This is a genomic window from Pseudomonas inefficax (genome assembly GCF_900277125.1).
Classification (GTDB): Bacteria; Pseudomonadota; Gammaproteobacteria; order Pseudomonadales; family Pseudomonadaceae; genus Aquipseudomonas; species Aquipseudomonas inefficax.
Map to the genome: position 1 here is coordinate 126749 of NZ_OPYN01000232.1, position 19224 is coordinate 145972.

Here is a 19224-nt window from a genome sequence, read left to right on the forward strand (position 1 = left end):
GATCAGTTGATGATCTCAACCATATCCACATCAACCTCCCGGCTCATCAGGTGTTTCTCCACCTCACCGGTCAGCTTGACCTTGGTCTTGTCATTGAACGGCGTCGGCGGCAGGTCCTCATCATCGATTTCCACGCTGATAGTGCCGGTGTTGTCCTTGAACTCGTATTTGTCGTCGTTGTTGATCTTCTTGGTCACGAACCCCTGCAGCACCACCGGGGTGTCATCAGCGGCATCGTTGGCAGCAGCAACAGTCGTCACCGACTGGGCACCAGGGCCGGTATAGCCGGCAGCCAGGGCGGCAGTGCTGAACAGTGGGGCGAGGATCAAGGCGAGGTAACGGTTTTTCATGGTGGCATGTCCTGATTCGGCTTCGATGGAAACAGCCTACTGCGGCAGGCTGAAGCCAACCTTAATCGGCGCTCGCTTCATCCAGCGCCAACCCCAACTGCGCCTGCAGCTGCTCGCCGACTTTTTGCAATTGCAGGTTGCGGACCTGGGCGCCGTCATGCTCCAGCGCATGCAACCAGCCCAGTAATGGTGCAGGCTCACCCTCCAGGCTGATATCCACCTGACCGGCCTTGGCCTGCAACCCGATAATCTGCAAACCGGCAGCCAGTGCGCGCTCGTTCAGCCCGGCAGGTGTCAGCACTGTCAGCGTTTCCCGAGCCATGGCCGGGCCTGTGGAAACACGTTGCAGTTGCCCGGCAAGCTGCAACTCATGCGCATAGGCAGCTTGCGCTTGTTGCAGGCGCTGCTGGCTTGATACCCAGACAAGCTGCCATAGCACGAGCAAGGCCGAGCCCCAGAGTGTTATCAGGATTGCACCCCGCCGACTGCCGGGTATCGATTGCCATTGGGCTAGCCAGGCTTGCTCAAACCAGCGCATTACCGAGCCTCCTTCCAGATCAGGGTCGCCCGCACCCCTTGCTCGGCCTGGCGGGCTTGGTCCATCAACACTGCAGGAGCTCGTTTACGCAGGCGCTCAAGGTCATCGAAGCCCTGTGCAACCACGTCCATGCGCCAACCTTCCGTGGGGCTGGACACGGCCCGTTCGACAGTGATGTTGCCGGTCTCCACCAAGTGCTCTGTCAGGGACACCAGCCCCTCGACGGTAGTCGTCGGCCTGGGGCGAAACGCCAGTGCACTTATCTGCGTGGCCAGGTCACCGGCGACCGCTTGCCCAGGCGCCCAGCGCTGAAAGGCCTGAATGTTCTCGGCGTGCAGCTGCGCCGTGCTTTGCGACAGCCGCTCCACCCGCAGATACTCCGCAAAGCCTATCATCGCGAAGGCCAGCAACGCCCCGCCCGCCAGGGGATGCCAGGGCACGGCCGGGCCACGTCGCCGGAATGGCCCCTGACGCAGGTTCAAAGCCAGTGCCCGCCCTTTGGCGAAGATGTGCAAGGCATCGTCGACGGTTTGGTGATTGAGCGCCTGCCCGGCATGCGCCGCCGGTTGGTCCTGCCACGCCACCGCCGGCAGCTGGCGCGCCAGCACCTCTGCCGCCTGAGGGCCAGCGACCAGCCATGGCCCAGCATGACCGCCTAGCAACCAGCGGCCCTCGAGCCACAGCGCGCAGGGCTGCTCGGCGCCCAGCAAGTTGGCGTCTACGTGAATGCCGAGCGGGTCGATACCATGGGTTTTCAACAAGCCGATCAGCTCAGCCATGACCTGGCGCTCTATCACCAGGGCCCGACGATGCCCCTGCGCATCTGCCGGGCCGAATACCAGATGCAACGTTTCCAGCGGCGCCGCCAATTGATCTTCGGCAGCATAAGCCAACGTTTCAGGCTTGGGTCGTTTGCCCGGTACAGGCCCGATTTCACAACTGCCCAGCATTTCCATAGGTACCACCACGACTGTGGGTTCGACAAGCGTTGAGGCCAGCTCCCCCAGCCGCCCTTTAGTCAGGTTGCCGTCCGCCGTACGCAGCCACACAGGCCACTGCGCATCGGCCGCCGCAGCCCCTTCGGGCAAAAGGTACAGCCAATTTTCACTCATCTGCTCTTCGCTCCCGCATCGCAGCAAATACACGCCGCACCACACGAACCTGGTGCGTGTTCAAATCGATTTCCAGGTCGCTGTACAGGTACACGCGCTTGCCGGCCCGCTCCGCCTGCACCTCCAGGCGGAACCAGCGGCTATTTACCGCCAGTCCACGTCTGTCCACACCCTGCCCCTCCAGCTCGGGCAGGGCCAGAAAACGCTCCACCGAGGGGTAACCCGCCTCGGGCTGCTTGCTCGCCAGGTCGGCCGCTGCCTCCGGCGACAGTTCGGCAACCGCCGCCAGCAAGCGCGCCGGTGCCGTGTTGATGTTGAGTCGCGCATTCCGAGGCAACACCACCACCCAAGGCTGTAAACGCGCCATTACCTCAGCGGTTACACCCGGTAGCATGCGTAACTGAAAGGGATCGAGCAGCGGCTGGCCAGCGAGGCTGTGCAGATCCGGCGGTTGCACCTGCAGCGACTGGCACAGGCGCTCCCAACGTTCGAGCATAAGCGGGTCGGGTGTCTTTCCGGCCATGAGTGCGCCGAGGTTGAAGCGCCCGGAGAGGTCTTCCAGCTGGAGACTCAGCTGCCCCTCCTCAAAAGTGAGCGAGCGCGGCTGAGCCCAGGGTTGTCGACGATGGGTGGCCTGCAATATCTCACCCACCTCGCGGCGCAGGTGCGCCAGGGCGTGCTGCTCGCCGGCCTGAGCCAAGCGCATCAGGCGCGCCCCTTCGACTTGATGGGTGACGCCGCCAAGCAGTAAATGATGGCTACGCAGCATGCCGGCTACGAGCAATGTGAGCAGCGCCATGATCAGCAGCACGGTGACCAGCGCAAGCCCCTCCTGACCTCGCCCCCTCATTGGCTGGCGCCTCCCAGCGGCAGGACCCGCCGAATCTGCGCAAGACGCCTGGTCGACAGGGTGATCTCCAATGCCTGCGGAGCCACCGGCCGACGCTGGGCCACGGGCCAGCGCGCCTGCCACCCGCTACCAGGCACATGCAGACGCCAATGGAGCTCGTTCACCCCTTCGAGCAATCGCTGCGGCCGAGCCTGACCTTGCCCCAGGGTGCGCCGTTGGCGCCACAAAGCGCCCTCCTCCAACCAATATTCGACAATCCTTGACTCACTGCGCTTGAGACCGTGGCTGTCTTGTTCGCTGGCGAGCCAATGGGCCCGCGTACCATCCAGCAAGATGCCGTAACCGCCCTTGCCCAAGCTCGCCGGCAAGTATCCCGACAACGCATCACGCTGGATCAGGCTCATGGCCCTGCCCAATGCTCGCAACTCATCGGCCTGTAGCTGGCGTGCGCTCTCGGCACGCATGAACACATCCAGCACGCGAGCGCTTCCCATCGCCAACAAGGCAAATATGCTGATCGCGATCAGCAGCTCGATCAAAGTGAAGCCGCGCTGGCGGTTACCCCTGCCTGGCCTAACGAGGCGCATCGCCCACCCCCAACCATCCCGTGGCCTCATGCAATACCTGGCGATCCGCGGCAAGCCCCACCCGTACATGCACTTCCAGCAGGCCAGGCTCCCCCAGCCGGCGACGGTTTTCGTCCAAGGTCCAGCGACGCTGGCCGAACATTACTTCTAGGTTTCGCTGGCCCGGAGCCGGCGCAGGCTGCAGGCGGAGTTCGGTCAGGTGGTTGTCGGCTATCCAGCTGGCCAGCAAGCGTTGCTCAAGCCCGTGTGACTGCACCAGTATCAGCTGGCTGGCCGTGGTCACCGCCACGGCGAGGACTGCGAAGACCGCCAGCGCCACCAAGACCTCCAGCAAGGTAAAACCGCGTTCAGCGCACGAACTGTGGATCATTGAGGCCATCGCTCGACAAAGAGACAAGGCGCGCACTGTCCGCCTCGAAATGCAGGGAAAACGGCGTGTACTCGTCATATGGGTAGATCACCAGCTGCGGCGCAAGGCCAGGCTGGGCGAGCGGCACCGGCACCCCTTCGATCTCCATGCGAATATCCAGGCCTGTCTCGCGCTGCTTGCCAGCTGCCTCCCAGCTGTGCTCGACGGTTTTGAGCAACTGGTAGCCTTGGGCATCGATACGAATACCCAGCGTGACGCCTTCCAGCACCGCCTGGTGCCGTGCGTGCTGTAGCAACTGGAGAAAGAGGCTGGCTTCCTGGTTGGCCACACGCTGGGGGTCACGCCCGAACGTGAACCCGGCCATGCCCATCACGATGCCGAGCACGACCATGACCAGAAGCAGCTCCAACAACGTGAAGCCGTTGCAGCGGCGCTTTTTCATTCAGACCAGTTACCGATATCGGCATCCATCCCTTCGCCGCCCGCCTGGCCGTCCGCTCCTAACGAGTAGAGGTCATATCCCGCGTTCGAACGCGTGCCCGGGCTCGCGTACTGGTAATGCGAGCCCCAAGGGTCGATTGGGTTGCTTTTGAGATAACCCTGGGTACTCCATTGACGAGGTAGTGGGGCCACGGTCGGGCGTTGCACCAAAGCCTGCAGACCTTGCGCAGTAGTCGGATAACGGCCGTTGTCCAGACGGTAGATTTCCAGCGCGGTGGAAATGGACTGAATATCGGTCCTGGCCGCTGTCAACTTGGCGTGGTCCGGGCGGCTCATCACGTTAGGTAGCACCAGCGCACCAAGCACACCCAGGATGATGACGACCACCATGATTTCGATAAGAGTAAAGCCACGTTGGGCGCGGCGTGATGAACGCATGGGCATGTCAGTTGACCAGTTGATTGAGGTTGAGGATTGGCAGCAGGATGGCGAGCACGATGAACAGCACGATGCCTCCCATCACCAGCAGCATCAGGGGCTCGCAGAGGCTTACCAGCAAGGAGATGCGGGCGGCCAGTTGCTTGGCCTGAAGGTCCGCAGCGCGTTCTAGCATGGTGTCCAGTTCGCCTGCGCGTTCGCCGCTGGCGATCATGTGCAGCATCAGCGGTGGCAGGGTTTCGCTGCGTGCCAGGCAGCTCGCCAGCGTAGTGCCCTCACCCAGCTCGCGGGCGGCCTGCAGCAGACGCTCGCGCAGAATCAGGTTGCCGATCACCGCCGCACCAATGTTCATTGCCTCTACCAGGACCACGCCGCTGCGCCCCAGGATGGCGAGGGTGCTGATGAAGCGGGCCGCCTCGCTGGCTCGCACGAACTCGCCATAACCCGGCAGGCGCAGTGAAAGGCCGTGCCATTGCCTACGCCGAGCGGGCTGGCGCAGGGTCCAGGCAACCAGTGCAACAGCCATTGCCATTAGCGCCAGCACTGCCAGGCCGTGACGGTTGGTAGCATCACTCAGGGCAATCAGTACCTGCGTTGCCAGCGGCAGCTGTGCGTGGTCGCGCGAAAAGGCTTGCACCACATCTGGCACCACATAGCCCAGCAGAAACCCCACCACCAGCAGCGAGACGAGCAGCAGGATCAGCGGATAAACCATGGCCAGCTGCACTTTCTGGCGCAGGGCCTGATGGTTCTCGCCATGCTCGGCCAAGCGCTCAAGCACGTTCGCCAAGTGCCCCGAGCGCTCGGCAGCGGCCACCGTGGCTCGATAAACCACGGGGAACGCCTGCGGGAAGTACGCCAAGGCTTGAGCCAGCGCATGGCCTTCGGCAACCCGCTCAGCCACCCCNCGCAACACCTGACGCACCTGGCGCCGGGCAGTCTGCTCGGCGACTGCCTGCAAAGCCTCGGTCAATGGCACCCCTGCATGTAGCAGCGTCGCTAGCTGGCGCGTCAGTAGCGAGCGCTGGGCCAGACTCAGGTTGTTGCGGGCAAACAAACGGGCCAAAGGCGACGCTCGCACAGGCGCCAAGCGCAGTACCAGCAGCCCTTGTTCACGCAGCGTTTGCCGGGCCTGACGCGCACTTGGCGCGTCCAGGGTGCCTCGCTGGCGTTCACCTTTCGCGTCCTGTGCCTGATAGCGAAACAGCGCCACCTCAGTCGTGCCCCGTCACGCGCAGCAATTCAGCCACGCTTGTCTGTCCTTGGCATACACGCTGGACGCCATGCTGGAACAGGCTTGGTGTGTCATCTCGGATCAATTCGAGCATCTCGCCCTGAGACACCCGAGCGTGAATCGCCTGGGCCAGCGCCGGCCTCACTTCCAGCATCTCGTGCAACGCCAGCCGCCCGCTGTACCCCAATTGGCATTGGCTACAGCCCAGCGCCTTGTAGACCTGCGCCGGCAGTTCGAGCGGGTGACCAAGGGCGCTGGCCGTGGCCTCGTCAACTTCATAGGGAATTTTGCAGTGGGGGCAAAGCCTGCGGACCAGGCGCTGGGCCATGACGCCAGCCAGCGAGGATGCGAGCAGACAGGTGTCAATGCCCATGTCGGCAAGTCGTGTGATTGCGCCAAGCGCGCTGTTGGTATGCAGGGTAGACAGCACCAGGTGGCCGGTCAGCGAGGCCTGCACCGCGATGTCGGCGGTCTCCCGATCGCGGATCTCGCCCACCATGACCACATCAGGGTCCTGCCGCAGGATGGCACGCAGACCACGGGCGAAAGTCATGTCGACCTTGGTGTTGACCTGAGTCTGGCCGATGCCGGGAAGGTAGTACTCGACCGGGTCTTCGACGGTGAGGATATTGCGCGACACCTGGTTGAGGTAGGAAAGTGCGCTGTATAGCGTCGTGGTCTTGCCGGAGCCGGTGGGCCCGGTGACCAGGAAAATACCGTGCGGTCTGTGCAACATGCGCATGAAGCCGGCACGCACCGAGTCGGACATCTGCATATGGTCGATGTCCAGGCGCATCGCCTGCTTGTCCAGCAAACGCAGCACCACCCGCTCGCCATGGGCGGCGGGCAAGGTCGACACCCGCACGTCCACTTCGTGGCCAGCCAGGCGCAGGCTGATCCGGCCATCCTGCGGCACGCGCTTCTCGGCTATGTCCAGGCGCGCCATGACCTTGATGCGCGAAACCAGCAGGGCCGAAAGCTCCCGCGGAGGCGTCAGCACTTCACGCATGACGCCATCGATACGCATGCGAACGCGCAACTGATGCTCGAAGGTTTCCAGGTGAACGTCCGAGGCCCTGGCTCTTACCGCCTCGCTGAACAAGGCATTGAGCAGCCGGATTATCGGCGCATCGTCTTGCTGCTCCAGCAGGTCGCAGGTTTGCGGCAAGGCTTCGGCCAGCCGCGACAAGTCGATTTCCTGGTCCAGGCCCTGTACAACCGTCTGCGCCGCGTCCTGGCCGGCACCGTAGCAACTGGCCAGGCGCTCGGCGAACTCTGCATCGGTCACGCGCCGCAGGTTCCAGGTGCTGCCGACCACGCGGCAGGCCTCGGCCATTGCGGCCAGCGAGGTGTCGTCGCGCATCAGCAAGGCAGGCTCAGCCGCGCCACGGTCGAGCAGGATGCCGTGACGTCGGGCGAAGCTGAACGGCAGCTCGACAGTCATGAACGTGGCCCTGGCGCGCTTGGCAGGCTGCGCGTCTCGAACATCCGCTGGGCATCTTCCGGCAGGCTCGAATCATCCCCGGCGCGCACCCCTTCATAGGCACGCCGGCCCGCCTCGATCAACTCGGCTTGGCTACGCAGGATGGTCGGCCTCAGGAAGACCATCAGGTTGGTTTTTTCTTCGGTGTCACTGCGCCAGCGGAACAAGCCGCCCACCCATGGAATACGGCTGAGCAACGGTACACCGCGCTCCACTTTGCGCACGCTGTCCTTGATCAGGCCGCCGATAACGATGATTTCGCCATCGGCGGCGAGGATGGTGCTCTTGAGCGTGCGCTTGTTGGTGATCAGATCGTTCTCGGCGGTACTTGGGGCAATCTCCGAGCTCTCCTGCTCGACCTCGAGGCGCAGGCTGCGCCCTTCATTGATGTGCGGGCGCACCTTGAGGCTTATACCGATGTCCTTGCGCTCGACGGTGGTGAAAGGGTTCTCCGAACCACTACCGGGGGTAACGTAGGAACCAGTCTTGAACGGCACGTTTTGCCCGACCAGGATCTGTGCCTCCTGGTTGTCCAAGGTCAGCAGGCTTGGCGTGGACAACAAGTTGCTGCGACTGTTACTGGCCAACGCCGAAACCAGCGCGGCAAACCGGTCCGAGCCAACGGCCAAGGCAGCGCCACCGGGCAGCTTGGCCTCCGTACCCAGCAGGTCGGCCAAGGTAGCGCCGCTTTCACTGAAGGTGACACCGCCCTTGAGCCCACCTTTGTCCAGGCCCCATTGCACACCCAACGCCTCATCGATGCTGCCAGTGACTTCGACGATTGCCGCATGAATAAGCACTTGCGCCCGAGGCTGGTCGAGTTGCTGGATGATCTGCTGCACGCTGCCCAGCGTCTGCGGCTCGCCCAGCAGCACCAGAGCGTTCTGGCTGGCATCGGCCTTGACCATGGCCTGGCCATCAAGAGCAGCGCCCAGCGCAGCGGTGCCAGGAGTGCCATCCAGGCGCTTGCCCACCTCGCCCAACACCTCGGCAAGCTGTTCGGCACTGCTGTGCTGCAGACGTACCACGCGCCAATTCTGCGAGGTAGCCGGCGCCGGTACATCCAGCGAGCGGGTCAGTTGCGCAAGGCGTTGCCGGGATTTGGCCGGGCCCAGAATCAGGAGGCGGTTACCGCCTGAGTCAGCCAGCACCCGAACGCCGCTGTCGGGGCCACCGGCTGCGGCTTCGACCACCGGGAACACGGTTTCAGCCTGGGCTTTGTGCAACGCCACCAGCTCATAGTCATGCCGCTGGCCACTGTCGAGCTGCCGCACCAGGTTCTCCAGGCGCTCCAGGTTGGCTGCAGAGTCGGTTACCACAAGCGCATTGGCCGAGCTGGATGGCCCAATGTAGCCATTGCTGGAGACCAATGGCCGTAACAAACCGGCCAGATCGGCAGCCACGCTGCCGGACAGGGTGAAAACCCTGGTGGTGAACGCAGCCGGTATGGATTCCACCTGCTGGTTCGCCCACGCCTTGGCTTCGCTCGCCGGCAGCACCAGCAAGCGGTCACCATCGTTCACGGCAGCGAAGCCTTGGGCGTTGAGCACCGAGTAGAACAGCCGGCGTATCCCCTCGCGATCGAGCGCTTGGCTGGAAAGGACGGTTATCCGCCCCTTCACGCGGGGGTCGAGGATGATCGTCTGGTCGAGGATGGCCCCTACCTCACGCACCACCTCGCGCACGTCGGCATCGCTCATCGCCAGTTGCCAGGTCGGTTCCTCCGCCAGCGCCTGCGAGCAGGCCAGGAAAAGACAGGCGCCGAACGAGGCGGCGCGCAGAGATCGCACGAAAGTCATTGCACCTCCCGCAACAGGCGGGGTGAGGGGTTGGAAACGTGGTGCGAGCGAGTAGCCGCACCCTTGGGTAGAAACACAGAGGGGACATTGCCGACCAACGACACTACTTCCTCGCGGCCGTCGATCCACAACACGATGGAATCCACGTTGATACGGCGCAGCACGCCGTGGCCTGGTAACCGATCGCCGACGCGGTAGATCACCTCGCCGCTTTGGCTTTTCACCAGTGCCCGGGCGTCGCCATCGCTGGACACGAAGCTGGCCTTGAGCGCGATATCTTCCCGCCTCGATGGGCGCCGGCCTGGTACCTCGAAACCGAACGCCAAAGCCAAGGTGGCCGCTGACAGGGGTTGTTCCGGCAGGGCAGCGGTCGCCATCGACGGTGCCTGGACGACCGGCCGAGCTGCGATGTGGCTAACACCAACGGGGCTGGCGCTCTCACGCCATACCAGCCCTCCAAGTGTTACCAGCGGCAACGCTAACCAGCTCAGTTGCAACAAGCGCTTCATGCCAATCAGGGCAGCATCCGCCGCAGCACACGCCGCCCGGATAGCTCGTGCAACACCACCGCAGCGATGTGCATCGACACACCCAGCGCTAGCAGCAGGCACGAAGCAATGTGAACCCTGAACCAGACCCGGTGCCAGAATGGGTCGCTCACCAATGGTGCGATGCTGAACCACCCGAACACGTCGATGGCCCGGTCCATCATCAGCACGCCGGACAGCAGCACGATAGCCGTGATCCAGTACAAACCCTCGTGGACCAAATGAGCAAGGCGCCGACCTTGAGGATCGTCATGCAGGCTGCGCGGCTTGCACTTGGTCAGGCGCACCAGCCAGCGCAACAGGAATACAGGGATGAAGAGCGTGGTCATCGCAACATTGATGAATGCGATCAAGTGATGCGTGTCCTGGGTGACCTCCAGGTACGCTACATAGAACCCACTGACCAAAACCCAAATGATGACCGTGGCAGAGATCCAGTGCAGGAGGACCTGCTGCCAGCAATATTTTTCTGCTTGCATTGAAACTACTCGAAGAGCCTGGCCCCCGGAGGGACCAGGCTGGAGACATTACTTCTTCTCGGTCCAGGCCATGTTCCAGTGGAGGCCAACGCCTGGCTCATACTGGTTGGAGCCTGTGGAGTACTGCACGCAGAAACCCGAATTCGGAAACGCCTTGCACTCGTAGACCTTGCCATTCTTTGGCTGCAGTACTTTGGTGCCTGCCTTGTAGCTGGAAATCGACTCGGGGAAGACGAATTTATAACCCTCATCGCCAGCCGTCTTGAGCTGAACCTTCCTCTCGTCCTGCAGCAGCACCCGCTCACGCTTGTCCACGCCCACGACCTTGAGGGTATGTTCGCCATCGGTACTTTCGACATTCAGCACGAATGGCTCGGTGCCGTTGGCGTTCTGGCGCGAGTAGGAAACTTGCTTGTTGTTGGCGTCAAACAGCCGCGCCGTCACGGTGAGGGCTTTGTTTGTCATGACGCTGAAGTCCACGCCACCCTTGCCATCGGTGAGCGTGTATTCTGGTTTGACATCGTGCAGATGCATGGTGGTCGGCTCACCAGCGGCGGCGTCAAAATGCAGTATGTAGTTGGTCAGACCACTTTCTTTTTTGGCAAATATGCTATTGGAGCCCTGCACAGGCTCGATATTGCCGTCCGCATCCATTTTACCGGCACGTACCAACGTCTTGGTGTCGTTGATCTGCTTGGCGAGTTTGTAGGCCCAGTTGGCGGCGATGGTCTCTTCTGGGCTATCAATGGTAATGCTTACATGGTCGGAAGTGCGCTCGCCATTGGCATCAAACGCACGGGCAGTAACTTTATCCCCTACTTCAAGATCACGGTTGGCACTGATTTCAGCCAGGCGCGGCCACTCCGGGACCGGGCCACCATCAAGCTGGATATCAACGTCAGCAACACTGTGGAACGCCTTGTCGGTGTCGCCCACCTTCCAGACGCCCAGAATCACGTGTTGCCCCGTACGGTCAGCGGGCAAGGTGCAGCTGTGCTTTGGATTGGTGCCGGTGCCCTGCGCTGGCATTTGGTTTTTGCCGTCTACAGAACAGAACGGGGTGGAATCGAACGAGGCACGGGTCAGGGCAGCGTTAGCGTCCCAATCCGCCTTGGTAATGAAGTATTCCCACGAGGCCGCCGGATGCGGGGCGTTATAATGCCAATCGAACTGCAAATTACGGTCGACAATCGGGGTCAAATGCCAGCGGTTGGCTGATTGCTCATCAAGTGCGCTGAAGTCGGTCCGGACTCCGCCACTGGCAATCTTTCCATCAACCGGACCTTCGCTTGGGAAGCGCCCTACTGCCTCACCGACCGACCACGGTTCGTACTGGGCAGACCCGCAATTAACATTGAGGTTTTTAGAGTTTTCGTGGCACAGCGCCGCCCGCGAAGGAGGGTCTGCCAGGTAGCCGTGTGCATTGGCAATTTGGGCGTGCAAGCCTGCTCCTGCGATTGCCATCCACACACTGGTGGCGACAACGCTTTTTCGCAGGGTCTTTGTTTTACTCATGACAAACTCCGTACGCATTGCTGGTTAAATGCGGAAAGGCACACTGATTGGAATGCAAAGCGCCTCAGCGCGAGTGTGCTCGGAGTTTATGGACAGACACTTTTATAATATGTAGGAAAAATCCTGCCAGAGCGCGGTATTTACCTGTGCTCTATTTAACGAAAAACTCCCGAGCACATAACTTGCGCTCGGGAGAGTCTTGAATCAAACGTGATACTGCGCCGACAGCTCATGCACCGCATTGATAAAGACACCAGCATGCTCCGGGTCAACTTCCGGGGTAATACCATGGCCCAGGTTGAACACGTGGCCAGAACCGTGGCCATAGCTGGCCAGGATGCGCGCCACTTCCTGGCGGATAGCCTCGGGTTTGGCGTACAGCACGGTTGGGTCCATGTTGCCTTGCAGGGCGACCTTGTCACCCACGCGGCGGCGGGCATCGCCGATTTCGCAGGTCCAGTCCAGGCCCAGTGCGTCGGCACCGGCTTCGGCGATGCTTTCCAGCCACAGGCCGCCGTTCTTTGTAAACAGAATCACCGGCACCTTGCGCCCTTCGTGCTCGCGGATCAGGCCGCTGACGATCTTGCGCATGTAGGCCAGGGAGAACTCCTGGTAAGCCGCCGCCGACAGGTTGCCGCCCCAGGTGTCGAAAATCTGCACGGCCTGGGCACCAGCGAGGATCTGGCCGTTGAGGTAGCTGGTGACCGACTGGGCCAGCTTGTCGAGCAGCAGGTGCAAGGCTTGCGGATTGTCGTAGGCCATGGCCTTGGTTTTGCGGAAGTCTTTCGACGAGCCGCCTTCGATCATGTAGGTGGCCAGGGTCCAAGGGCTGCCGGAGAAGCCGATCAGCGGCACGCGGCCGTTCAGTTCACGGCGGATGGTGCTGACCGCGTCCATCACGTAGCCGAGGTCTTTCTGCGGGTCGGGGATCGGCAGCGCTTCGATATCGGCCGGGGTGTTGATGACTTTCTTGAAACGCGGGCCTTCGCCGGTTTCGAAGTACAGGCCCAGGCCCATGGCATCGGGGATGGTAAGGATGTCCGAGAACAGGATCGCCGCGTCCAGCGGGTAGCGGTCCAGCGGCTGCAGGGTAACCTCGCAGGCGAACTGCGGGTTCATGCACAGGCTCATGAAGTCACCGGCCTTGGCGCGGCTGGCGCGGTACTCCGGCAGGTAGCGGCCGGCCTGGCGCATCATCCACACCGGGGTGACGTCTACGGGTTGCTTGAGCAGTGCACGCAGGAAACGATCGTTCTTCAGGGCAGTCATGTCGGCATCCGGAAAAAAAGTGCGGGCATTTTCTCAGACGCCAGCCCAAAAGGCACGGCCATGGCCATGCGTTTTGTCTATTGGATGCCATGGATCAAGGATTTTTGTATACAAAAATGCCTTTGGGGCTGCTTTGCAGCCCGTCGCGACACAAGGCCGCTCCTACAGGAAGTACGCGCCCCCCCTGTAGGAGCGGCCTTGTGTCGCGAAAGGGCCGCAAAGCGGCCCCGACGATGGATCAGACTTCAAGGTAGTCCAGGATACCCTCGGCAGCAGTACGCCCCTCGAAGATAGCCGTCACCACCAGGTCCGACCCACGCACCATGTCGCCACCGGCAAACACTTTCGGGTTGCTGGTCTGGTGCTTGAACTTGCCCTTCTCCGGTGCCACCACGCGGCCCTGGCTATCCAGTTGAATATCGTGCTGCTCGAACCACGGCGCCGGGCTCGGGCGGAAGCCGAAGGCGATGACCACGGCATCGGCCGGCAGGATTTCTTCGGACCCCGGGATCGGCTCGGGGCTGCGGCGGCCACGGGCATCCGGCTCACCGAGACGGGTCTCGACCACCTTCACGCCTTCGACCTTGTCCTCGCCGACGATGGCGATAGGCTGGCGGTTGTAGAGGAACTTCACGCCTTCTTCCTTGGCGTTCTTCACCTCTTTGCGCGAACCCGGCATGTTGGCCTCGTCACGGCGATAGGCACAGGTTACCGACTTGGCGCCCTGGCGGATCGAGGTGCGGTTGCAGTCCATCGCGGTGTCGCCACCACCCAGCACCACCACCTTCTTGCCCTGCATGTCGACGAAGTCTTCCGGCGACTTCTCGAAGCCCAGGTTGCGGTTGACGTTGGCGATCAGGAAATCCAGCGCGTCATGCACGCCAGGCAGGTCCTCGCCCGGGAAGCCGCCCTTCATGTAGGTGTAGGTACCCATGCCCATGAACACTGCGTCGTACTCGGCGAGCAGTTGTTCCATGGTCACGTCCTTGCCCACCTCGGTGTTCAGGCGGAACTCGATACCCATGCCGGTGAATACCTCACGGCGGTTGCTGAGCACGGTCTTTTCCAGCTTGAACTCGGGGATGCCGAAGGTCAGCAGGCCGCCGATTTCCGGGTTGCGGTCGAACACCACAGGGGTGACGCCGGCACGTACCAGCACGTCGGCACAGCCCAGCCCGGCCGGGCCGGCGCCGATGATGGCAACGCGCTTGCCGGTTGGCTTGACCTTGGACATGTCCGGGCGCCAGCCCATGGCGAAGGCGGTGTCGGTGATGTACTTCTCCACCGAGCCGATAGTCACCGCGCCGAAGCCGTCGTTCAGGGTGCAGGCACCTTCGCACAAGCGGTCTTGCGGGCATACGCGGCCGCATACTTCCGGCAGGGTGTTGGTCTGGTGCGACAGTTCCGCCGCGGCCAGGATGTTGCCTTCGGAGACCAGCTTCAACCAGTTGGGGATGAAGTTGTGTACCGGGCACTTCCACTCGCAATAGGGGTTACCGCAGCCCAGGCAGCGGTGCGCCTGCTCCACGGACTGCTGCGGCTTGAACGGCTCGTAGATTTCCACGAACTCCTTCTTGCGCTGGCGCAGCAGCTTTTTCTTCGGGTCCTTGCGGCCCACTTCGATGAACTGGAAGTCGTTGTTCAGACGTTCAGCCATTTTTCAAAACCTCTTTACCGCAGTTGCCAGCCTCAGGCTGCAAGCTGCAAGACGATCACTTGAGCACGACAGGCCCCGCGCACGGGGCCGTCACTTGCAGCTGTTGTTACTGCGGGTTGGCACGGGTGCTGGACAGCAGTTGCTTCAGGTTGGCTGCCTTCGGCTTGACCAGCCAGAAGCGCCGCACGTAGTCGTCCAGGTTCTCCGAGAGCTCACGCCCCCACTCGCTGCCAGTCTCTTCCACGTACTCGGCAAGGACCCGCGCCAGGTGGCTGCGATAGGCCTCCATCGCTTCACCACTGATACGCTGGATTTCCACCAGCTCATGGTTGAGCTTGTCGACGAAGGTATTGTCCATGTCGAGCACGTAGGCGAAGCCGCCAGTCATGCCAGAACCGAAGTTGTAACCGGTCTTGCCCAGCACGCAGACAAAGCCGCCGGTCATGTATTCACAGCAGTGATCGCCAGTGCCCTCGACAACAGCGTGGGCGCCGGAGTTACGCACAGCGAAGCGCTCGCCAGCAGTACCGGCGGCGAACAGCTTGCCGCCAGTGGCGCCGTACAGGCAGGTGTTGCCGACGATGGCGCTGTGCTGGGTTTCGAACGGGCTGCCGGCTGGCGGCACGATGGTGACCTTGCCACCGGTCATGCCCTTGCCGACGTAGTCGTTGGCATCGCCTTCCAGGTGCAGGTTCAGGCCACCGGCGTTCCACACGCCGAAGCTCTGGCCCGCAGTGCCCTTGAAGCGGAAGGTGATCGGCGCTGCGGCCATGCCCTGGTTGCCGTGCAGGCGGGCGATTTCGCCCGAAACGCGCGCACCGATGGAGCGGTCGCAGTTGCAGATGTCGAGGCTGAACTCGCCACCGGCCTGGTCACGGATGGCCGGCATGGCCATTTCCACCATCTTCTCGGCCAGCTCACCCTGGTCGAACGGCGGGTTCTTGTCGACCTCGCAGAACTGCGGCTTGTCAGCCGGGATGTGCGAGCTGCCCAGCAGCGGCGTCAGGTCCAGGTACTGCTGGCGCTCGGTGTCGCCTGGCAGCACATCGAGCAGGTCGGTACGGCCGATCAGTTCGCCGAGGCTGCGCACGCCCAGCTTGGCCAGCCACTCACGGGTCTCTTCGGCGACGAAGGTGAAGAAGTTGATCACCATGTCGACGGTGCCGATGTAGTGGTCCTTGCGCAGCTTGTCGTTCTGGGTAGCCACGCCGGTGGCGCAGTTGTTCAGGTGGCAGATGCGCAGGTACTTGCAGCCCAGGGCGATCATCGGCGCGGTACCGAAGCCGAAGCTTTCGGCACCGAGGATGGCCGCCTTGATCACGTCCAGGCCGGTCTTCAGGCCACCGTCGGTCTGTACCCGCACCTTGCCGCGCAGGTCGTTGCCGCGCAGGGTCTGGTGGGTCTCGGCCAGGCCCAGCTCCCATGGAGCGCCGGCGTACTTGATCGAGGTCAGCGGCGAAGCACCGGTACCACCGTCGTAGCCGGAAATGGTGATCAGGTCGGCATAGGCCTTGGCCACACCGGCGGCGATGGTGCCGACGCCGGCTTCTGCCACCAGCTTGACCGAAACCAGGGCCTGCGGGTTGACCTGCTTGAGGTCGTAGATCAGCTGGGCCAAGTCTTCGATCGAGTAGATGTCGTGGTGCGGAGGAGGCGAGATCAGGGTCACGCCAGGTACCGCGTAACGCAGCTTGGCGATCAGGCCGTTGACCTTGCCGCCTGGCAGCTGGCCGCCTTCACCGGGCTTGGCACCCTGGGCAACCTTGATCTGCAGCACTTCGGCGTTGACCAGGTATTCCGGGGTCACGCCAAAGCGGCCGGTGGCCACCTGCTTGATCTTCGAGCTCTTGATGGTGCCGTAGCGCGACGGGTCTTCACCGCCCTCGCCAGAGTTGGAACGCGCGCCCAGGCGGTTCATCGCCTCGGCCAGCGCTTCGTGAGCCTCCGGCGACAGTGCGCCCAGCGAGATACCGGCGGAGTCGAAGCGCTTGAGGATCGCCTCCAGCGGCTCGATCTGCTCCAGCGCCAGCGGCTGGTCGGCCACTTTCACCTTCAGCAGGTCGCGGATCATCGACACCGGACGCTGGTCCACCAGCGTGGTGTATTCCTTGAACTTGGCGTAGTCGCCCTGCTGCACGGCGGCCTGCAGGGTGTTGACCACGTCCGGGTTGTAGGCGTGGTATTCACCACCATGGACGAACTTCAGCAGGCCGCCTTGCTGGATCGGCTTGCGCGCGCTCCAGGCTTCGGCTGCCAGCAGCTTCTGGTCGCTCTCCAGGTCTGCGAAACGCGCACCCTTGATGCGGCTGGAAACGCCCTTGAAGCTCAGGCCGACCACTTCCTCGGCCAGGCCGATGGCTTCGAACAGCTGCGCACCACGGTACGAGGCGATGGTGGAGATACCCATCTTCGACAGGATCTTCAGCAGGCCCTTGGAGATGCCCTTGCGGTAGTACTTGAAGACTTCGTCCAGGTCGCCCAGCACTTCGCCGGTACGGATCAGGTCGGCCAGCACTTCATAAGCCAGGTACGGGTAGACGGCCGAGGCACCGAAGCCCAGCAGCACGGCGAAGTGGTGCGGGTCGCGAGCGGTGGCGGTTTCCACCAGGATGTTACTGTCGCAACGCAGGCCCTGTTCGGTCAGGCGGTGGTGCACCGCACCAACGGCCAGCGAGGCGTGCACCGGCAACTTGCCCGGGGCGATGTAGCGGTCGCTCAGCACCAGCTGGGTCTTGCCAGCGCGCACGGCCTCTTCAGCCTGGTCGGCGATGTTGCGAATGGCCGCTTCCAGGCCAACGCTCTGTTCATAGTTGAGGTCGATCAGCTGGCGGTCGAAGCCTTCGCGCTCCAGGTTCATCAGCGAACGCCACTTGGCGGGCGAGATGACCGGCGAGCTGAGGATTACCCGCGAAGCATGCTCCGGGGATTCCTGGAAGATGTTGCGCTCGGCACCCAGGCAGATTTCCAGGGACATGACGATCGCTTCACGCAGCGGGTCGATCGGCGGGTTGGTCACCTGGGCGAACTGCTGGCGGAAGAAGTCGTATGGCGAACGCACGCGCTGCGACAGCACGGCCATCGGCGTATCGTCGCCCATCGAGCCGACCGCTTCCTGGCCCTGCTCGCCGAGCGGGCGCAGCACCTGGTCACGCTCCTCGAAGGTGACCTGGAACATCTTCATGTACTGCTTGAGCTGGTCGGCGTCGTAGCTGGCCACGCCCTGATCGTCGGTCAGCGTCGCCTGTATGCGCGTGGCATGCTGACGCAGCCAGCGCTTGTACGGGTGGCGCGACTTCAGGCGGTTGTCGATGGCGTCGGTATCAAGGATCTGGCCGGTTTCGGTGTCCACGGCCAGGATCTGGCCCGGGCCGACACGGCCCTTGGCCAATACATCCTCAGGCTGGTAGCCCCATACGCCGATTTCCGAGGCGATGGTGATGTAGCCATTGGTGGTGGTAACCCAGCGCGCCGGGCGCAGGCCATTACGGTCGAGCAGGCACACCGCATGGCGGCCTTCGGTCATGACGATACCGGCCGGGCCATCCCACGGCTCCATGTGCATGGAGTTGTATTCGTAGAAGGCGCGCAGGTCGGCGTCCATGGTCTCGACGTTCTGCCAGGCTGGCGGTACCAGCATGCGCACGCCACGGAACAGGTCGATACCGCCAGTGACCATCAGCTCCAGCATGTTGTCCATGCTCGAGGAATCGGAACCGACGCGGTTGACCAGCGGGCCGAGCTCTTCGAGGTCGGGGATCAGGTCATTGGCAAACTTGGTGCGACGGGCCATGGCCCAGTTGCGGTTGCCGGTGATGGTGTTGATCTCGCCGTTGTGGGCGAGGAAGCGGAACGGCTGCGCCAGCGGCCATTTCGGCAGGGTATTGGTGGAGAAGCGCTGGTGGAACACGCAGATCGCGGTTTGCAGGCGCTCGTCACCCAGGTCCGGGTAGAAGGCCGCGAGATCGCGCGGCATCATCAGGCCTTTGTAGATGATGGTCTTGTGCGAGAAGCTGCAGATGTAGTGGTCGGCGTCGTGGGCGTTGGCCACGGAAGAACGGCGACGGGCACTGAACAGCTTGATGGCGAATTCCTGGTCGCTCAGGCCTTCACCGCCGATGAACACCTGCTCGATCTGTGGCAGGCGCTCGAGAGCCAGGCGGCCAAGCACGCTGGTGTCGATCGGCACCTTGCGCCAGCCGACCAGCTTCAGGCCAGCGGCAAGGATTTCGCGGTCCATGTTGGCGCGAGCGGCTTCGGCTTTGACCGGGTCCTGATTGAAAAACACCATGCCGACGGCGTACTGCTTGGGCAGTTCGACGGCGAAGTGCTCCTGGGCCACGGCACGCAGGAATTGATCGGGCTTCTGCATGAGCAGACCGCAACCGTCACCGGTCTTGCCGTCGGCGTTGATGCCGCCGCGGTGGGTCATGCAAGTCAGGGCCTGCATGGCGGTTTGCAGAAGGTGGTGGCTCGGTTCGCCCGTCATATGGGCGATCAGGCCAAAACCACAGTTGTCCTTGAATTCTTCGGGATGGTACAGACCTGTTTTCATAG

Annotated in this window: 17 protein-coding genes; all 17 read right to left on the reverse strand. The window is 62.6% G+C overall.

The window, feature by feature from the left end; translation table 11 throughout:
* Positions 1-2: 2 nt before the first annotated feature.
* Positions 3-350 (reverse strand): YgiW/YdeI family stress tolerance OB fold protein, encoded by a 348-nt coding sequence (locus tag JV551A3_RS29355; RefSeq protein WP_133976008.1) that lies wholly within the window; start codon positions 348-350, stop codon positions 3-5.
* Between the two features lie 61 nt (positions 351-411).
* Positions 412-795: a hypothetical protein gene (locus tag JV551A3_RS29360; RefSeq protein WP_235874654.1), complete on the reverse strand. Its 384-nt coding sequence runs from the start codon at positions 793-795 to the stop codon at positions 412-414.
* Between the two features lie 92 nt (positions 796-887).
* Complete coding sequence (gene gspL, locus JV551A3_RS29365) at positions 888-2000, reverse strand: type II secretion system protein GspL (RefSeq protein ID WP_133976012.1); 1113 nt, start codon at positions 1998-2000, stop codon at positions 888-890.
* Positions 1993-2811 carry a type II secretion system minor pseudopilin gene (locus JV551A3_RS29370; RefSeq protein WP_166674315.1) on the reverse strand — a complete coding sequence of 273 codons (819 nt, stop codon included), beginning with the start codon at positions 2809-2811 and terminating at the stop codon, positions 1993-1995. The genes gspL and JV551A3_RS29370 overlap by 8 nt, the downstream gene beginning before the upstream one ends.
* A gap of 35 nt (positions 2812-2846) precedes the next feature.
* Positions 2847-3506 (reverse strand): type II secretion system protein GspJ, encoded by a 660-nt coding sequence (locus JV551A3_RS29375; protein WP_133976017.1) that lies wholly within the window; start codon positions 3504-3506, stop codon positions 2847-2849.
* Complete coding sequence (gspI, locus tag JV551A3_RS29380) at positions 3424-3807, reverse strand: type II secretion system minor pseudopilin GspI (protein ID WP_133976019.1); 384 nt, start codon at positions 3805-3807, stop codon at positions 3424-3426. Before gspI ends, JV551A3_RS29375 begins: the two co-directional genes overlap by 83 nt.
* Positions 3785-4249, reverse strand: coding sequence for a type II secretion system minor pseudopilin GspH (gspH, locus tag JV551A3_RS29385; protein WP_133976021.1), 465 nt, complete (start codon positions 4247-4249; stop codon positions 3785-3787). Before gspH ends, gspI begins: the two co-directional genes overlap by 23 nt.
* The gene (gspG, locus tag JV551A3_RS29390; protein ID WP_133976023.1) at positions 4246-4692 is read right to left on the reverse strand and encodes a type II secretion system major pseudopilin GspG; all 447 of its coding nucleotides are present in this window, start codon (positions 4690-4692) and stop codon (positions 4246-4248) included. The genes gspH and gspG overlap by 4 nt, the downstream gene beginning before the upstream one ends.
* A 1-nt stretch (position 4693) precedes the next feature.
* Complete coding sequence (gspF, locus tag JV551A3_RS29395; protein ID WP_133979343.1) at positions 4694-5899, reverse strand: type II secretion system inner membrane protein GspF; 1206 nt, start codon at positions 5897-5899, stop codon at positions 4694-4696.
* A gap of 1 nt (position 5900) precedes the next feature.
* The gene (gene gspE, locus JV551A3_RS29400) at positions 5901-7364 is read right to left on the reverse strand and encodes a type II secretion system ATPase GspE (protein ID WP_133976028.1); all 1464 of its coding nucleotides are present in this window, start codon (positions 7362-7364) and stop codon (positions 5901-5903) included.
* The gene (gene gspD / locus JV551A3_RS29405; RefSeq protein WP_133976030.1) at positions 7361-9202 is read right to left on the reverse strand and encodes a type II secretion system secretin GspD; all 1842 of its coding nucleotides are present in this window, start codon (positions 9200-9202) and stop codon (positions 7361-7363) included. The genes gspE and gspD overlap by 4 nt, the downstream gene beginning before the upstream one ends.
* The gene (locus tag JV551A3_RS29410) at positions 9199-9579 is read right to left on the reverse strand and encodes a type II secretion system protein N (RefSeq protein WP_177421388.1); all 381 of its coding nucleotides are present in this window, start codon (positions 9577-9579) and stop codon (positions 9199-9201) included. The genes gspD and JV551A3_RS29410 overlap by 4 nt, the downstream gene beginning before the upstream one ends.
* A gap of 137 nt (positions 9580-9716) precedes the next feature.
* Positions 9717-10229, reverse strand: coding sequence for a cytochrome b (locus tag JV551A3_RS29415; protein ID WP_133976034.1), 513 nt, complete (start codon positions 10227-10229; stop codon positions 9717-9719).
* A gap of 48 nt (positions 10230-10277) precedes the next feature.
* A complete protein-coding gene (gene gbpA, locus JV551A3_RS29420) occupies positions 10278-11744 on the reverse strand; it encodes an N-acetylglucosamine-binding protein GbpA (protein ID WP_235874655.1) in 1467 nt (488 codons plus the stop codon).
* Positions 11745-11948: 204 nt separating this feature from the next.
* Positions 11949-13013: a uroporphyrinogen decarboxylase gene (hemE, locus tag JV551A3_RS29425; RefSeq protein WP_133976037.1), complete on the reverse strand. Its 1065-nt coding sequence runs from the start codon at positions 13011-13013 to the stop codon at positions 11949-11951.
* Between the two features lie 238 nt (positions 13014-13251).
* Complete coding sequence (locus JV551A3_RS29430; RefSeq protein ID WP_133976039.1) at positions 13252-14670, reverse strand: FAD-dependent oxidoreductase; 1419 nt, start codon at positions 14668-14670, stop codon at positions 13252-13254.
* A 106-nt stretch (positions 14671-14776) separates the two neighbouring features.
* Positions 14777-19222 carry a glutamate synthase large subunit gene (gene gltB, locus JV551A3_RS29435; RefSeq protein ID WP_133976041.1) on the reverse strand — a complete coding sequence of 1482 codons (4446 nt, stop codon included), beginning with the start codon at positions 19220-19222 and terminating at the stop codon, positions 14777-14779.
* Between the last annotated feature and the right edge of the window lie 2 nt (positions 19223-19224).

Coding starts and splice junctions, on each gene's coding strand:
- JV551A3_RS29355 (WP_133976008.1), bottom strand. CDS start 350: ATGAAAAACCGTTACCTCGCCTTGATCCTCGCCCCACTGTTCAGCACT.
- gspL (WP_133976012.1), bottom strand. CDS start 2,000: ATGAGTGAAAATTGGCTGTACCTTTTGCCCGAAGGGGCTGCGGCGGCC.
- JV551A3_RS29375 (WP_133976017.1), bottom strand. CDS start 3,506: ATGTACGGGTGGGGCTTGCCGCGGATCGCCAGGTATTGCATGAGGCCA.
- gspI (WP_133976019.1), bottom strand. CDS start 3,807: ATGATCCACAGTTCGTGCGCTGAACGCGGTTTTACCTTGCTGGAGGTC.
- gspH (WP_133976021.1), bottom strand. CDS start 4,249: ATGAAAAAGCGCCGCTGCAACGGCTTCACGTTGTTGGAGCTGCTTCTG.
- gspG (WP_133976023.1), bottom strand. CDS start 4,692: ATGCCCATGCGTTCATCACGCCGCGCCCAACGTGGCTTTACTCTTATC.
- gspE (WP_133976028.1), bottom strand. CDS start 7,364: ATGACTGTCGAGCTGCCGTTCAGCTTCGCCCGACGTCACGGCATCCTG.
- gspD (WP_133976030.1), bottom strand. CDS start 9,202: ATGACTTTCGTGCGATCTCTGCGCGCCGCCTCGTTCGGCGCCTGTCTT.
- JV551A3_RS29410 (WP_177421388.1), bottom strand. CDS start 9,579: ATGGCGACCGCTGCCCTGCCGGAACAACCCCTGTCAGCGGCCACCTTG.
- JV551A3_RS29415 (WP_133976034.1), bottom strand. CDS start 10,229: ATGCAAGCAGAAAAATATTGCTGGCAGCAGGTCCTCCTGCACTGGATC.
- gbpA (WP_235874655.1), bottom strand. CDS start 11,744: ATGAGTAAAACAAAGACCCTGCGAAAAAGCGTTGTCGCCACCAGTGTG.
- hemE (WP_133976037.1), bottom strand. CDS start 13,013: ATGACTGCCCTGAAGAACGATCGTTTCCTGCGTGCACTGCTCAAGCAA.
- JV551A3_RS29430 (WP_133976039.1), bottom strand. CDS start 14,670: ATGGCTGAACGTCTGAACAACGACTTCCAGTTCATCGAAGTGGGCCGC.
- gltB (WP_133976041.1), bottom strand. CDS start 19,222: ATGAAAACAGGTCTGTACCATCCCGAAGAATTCAAGGACAACTGTGGT.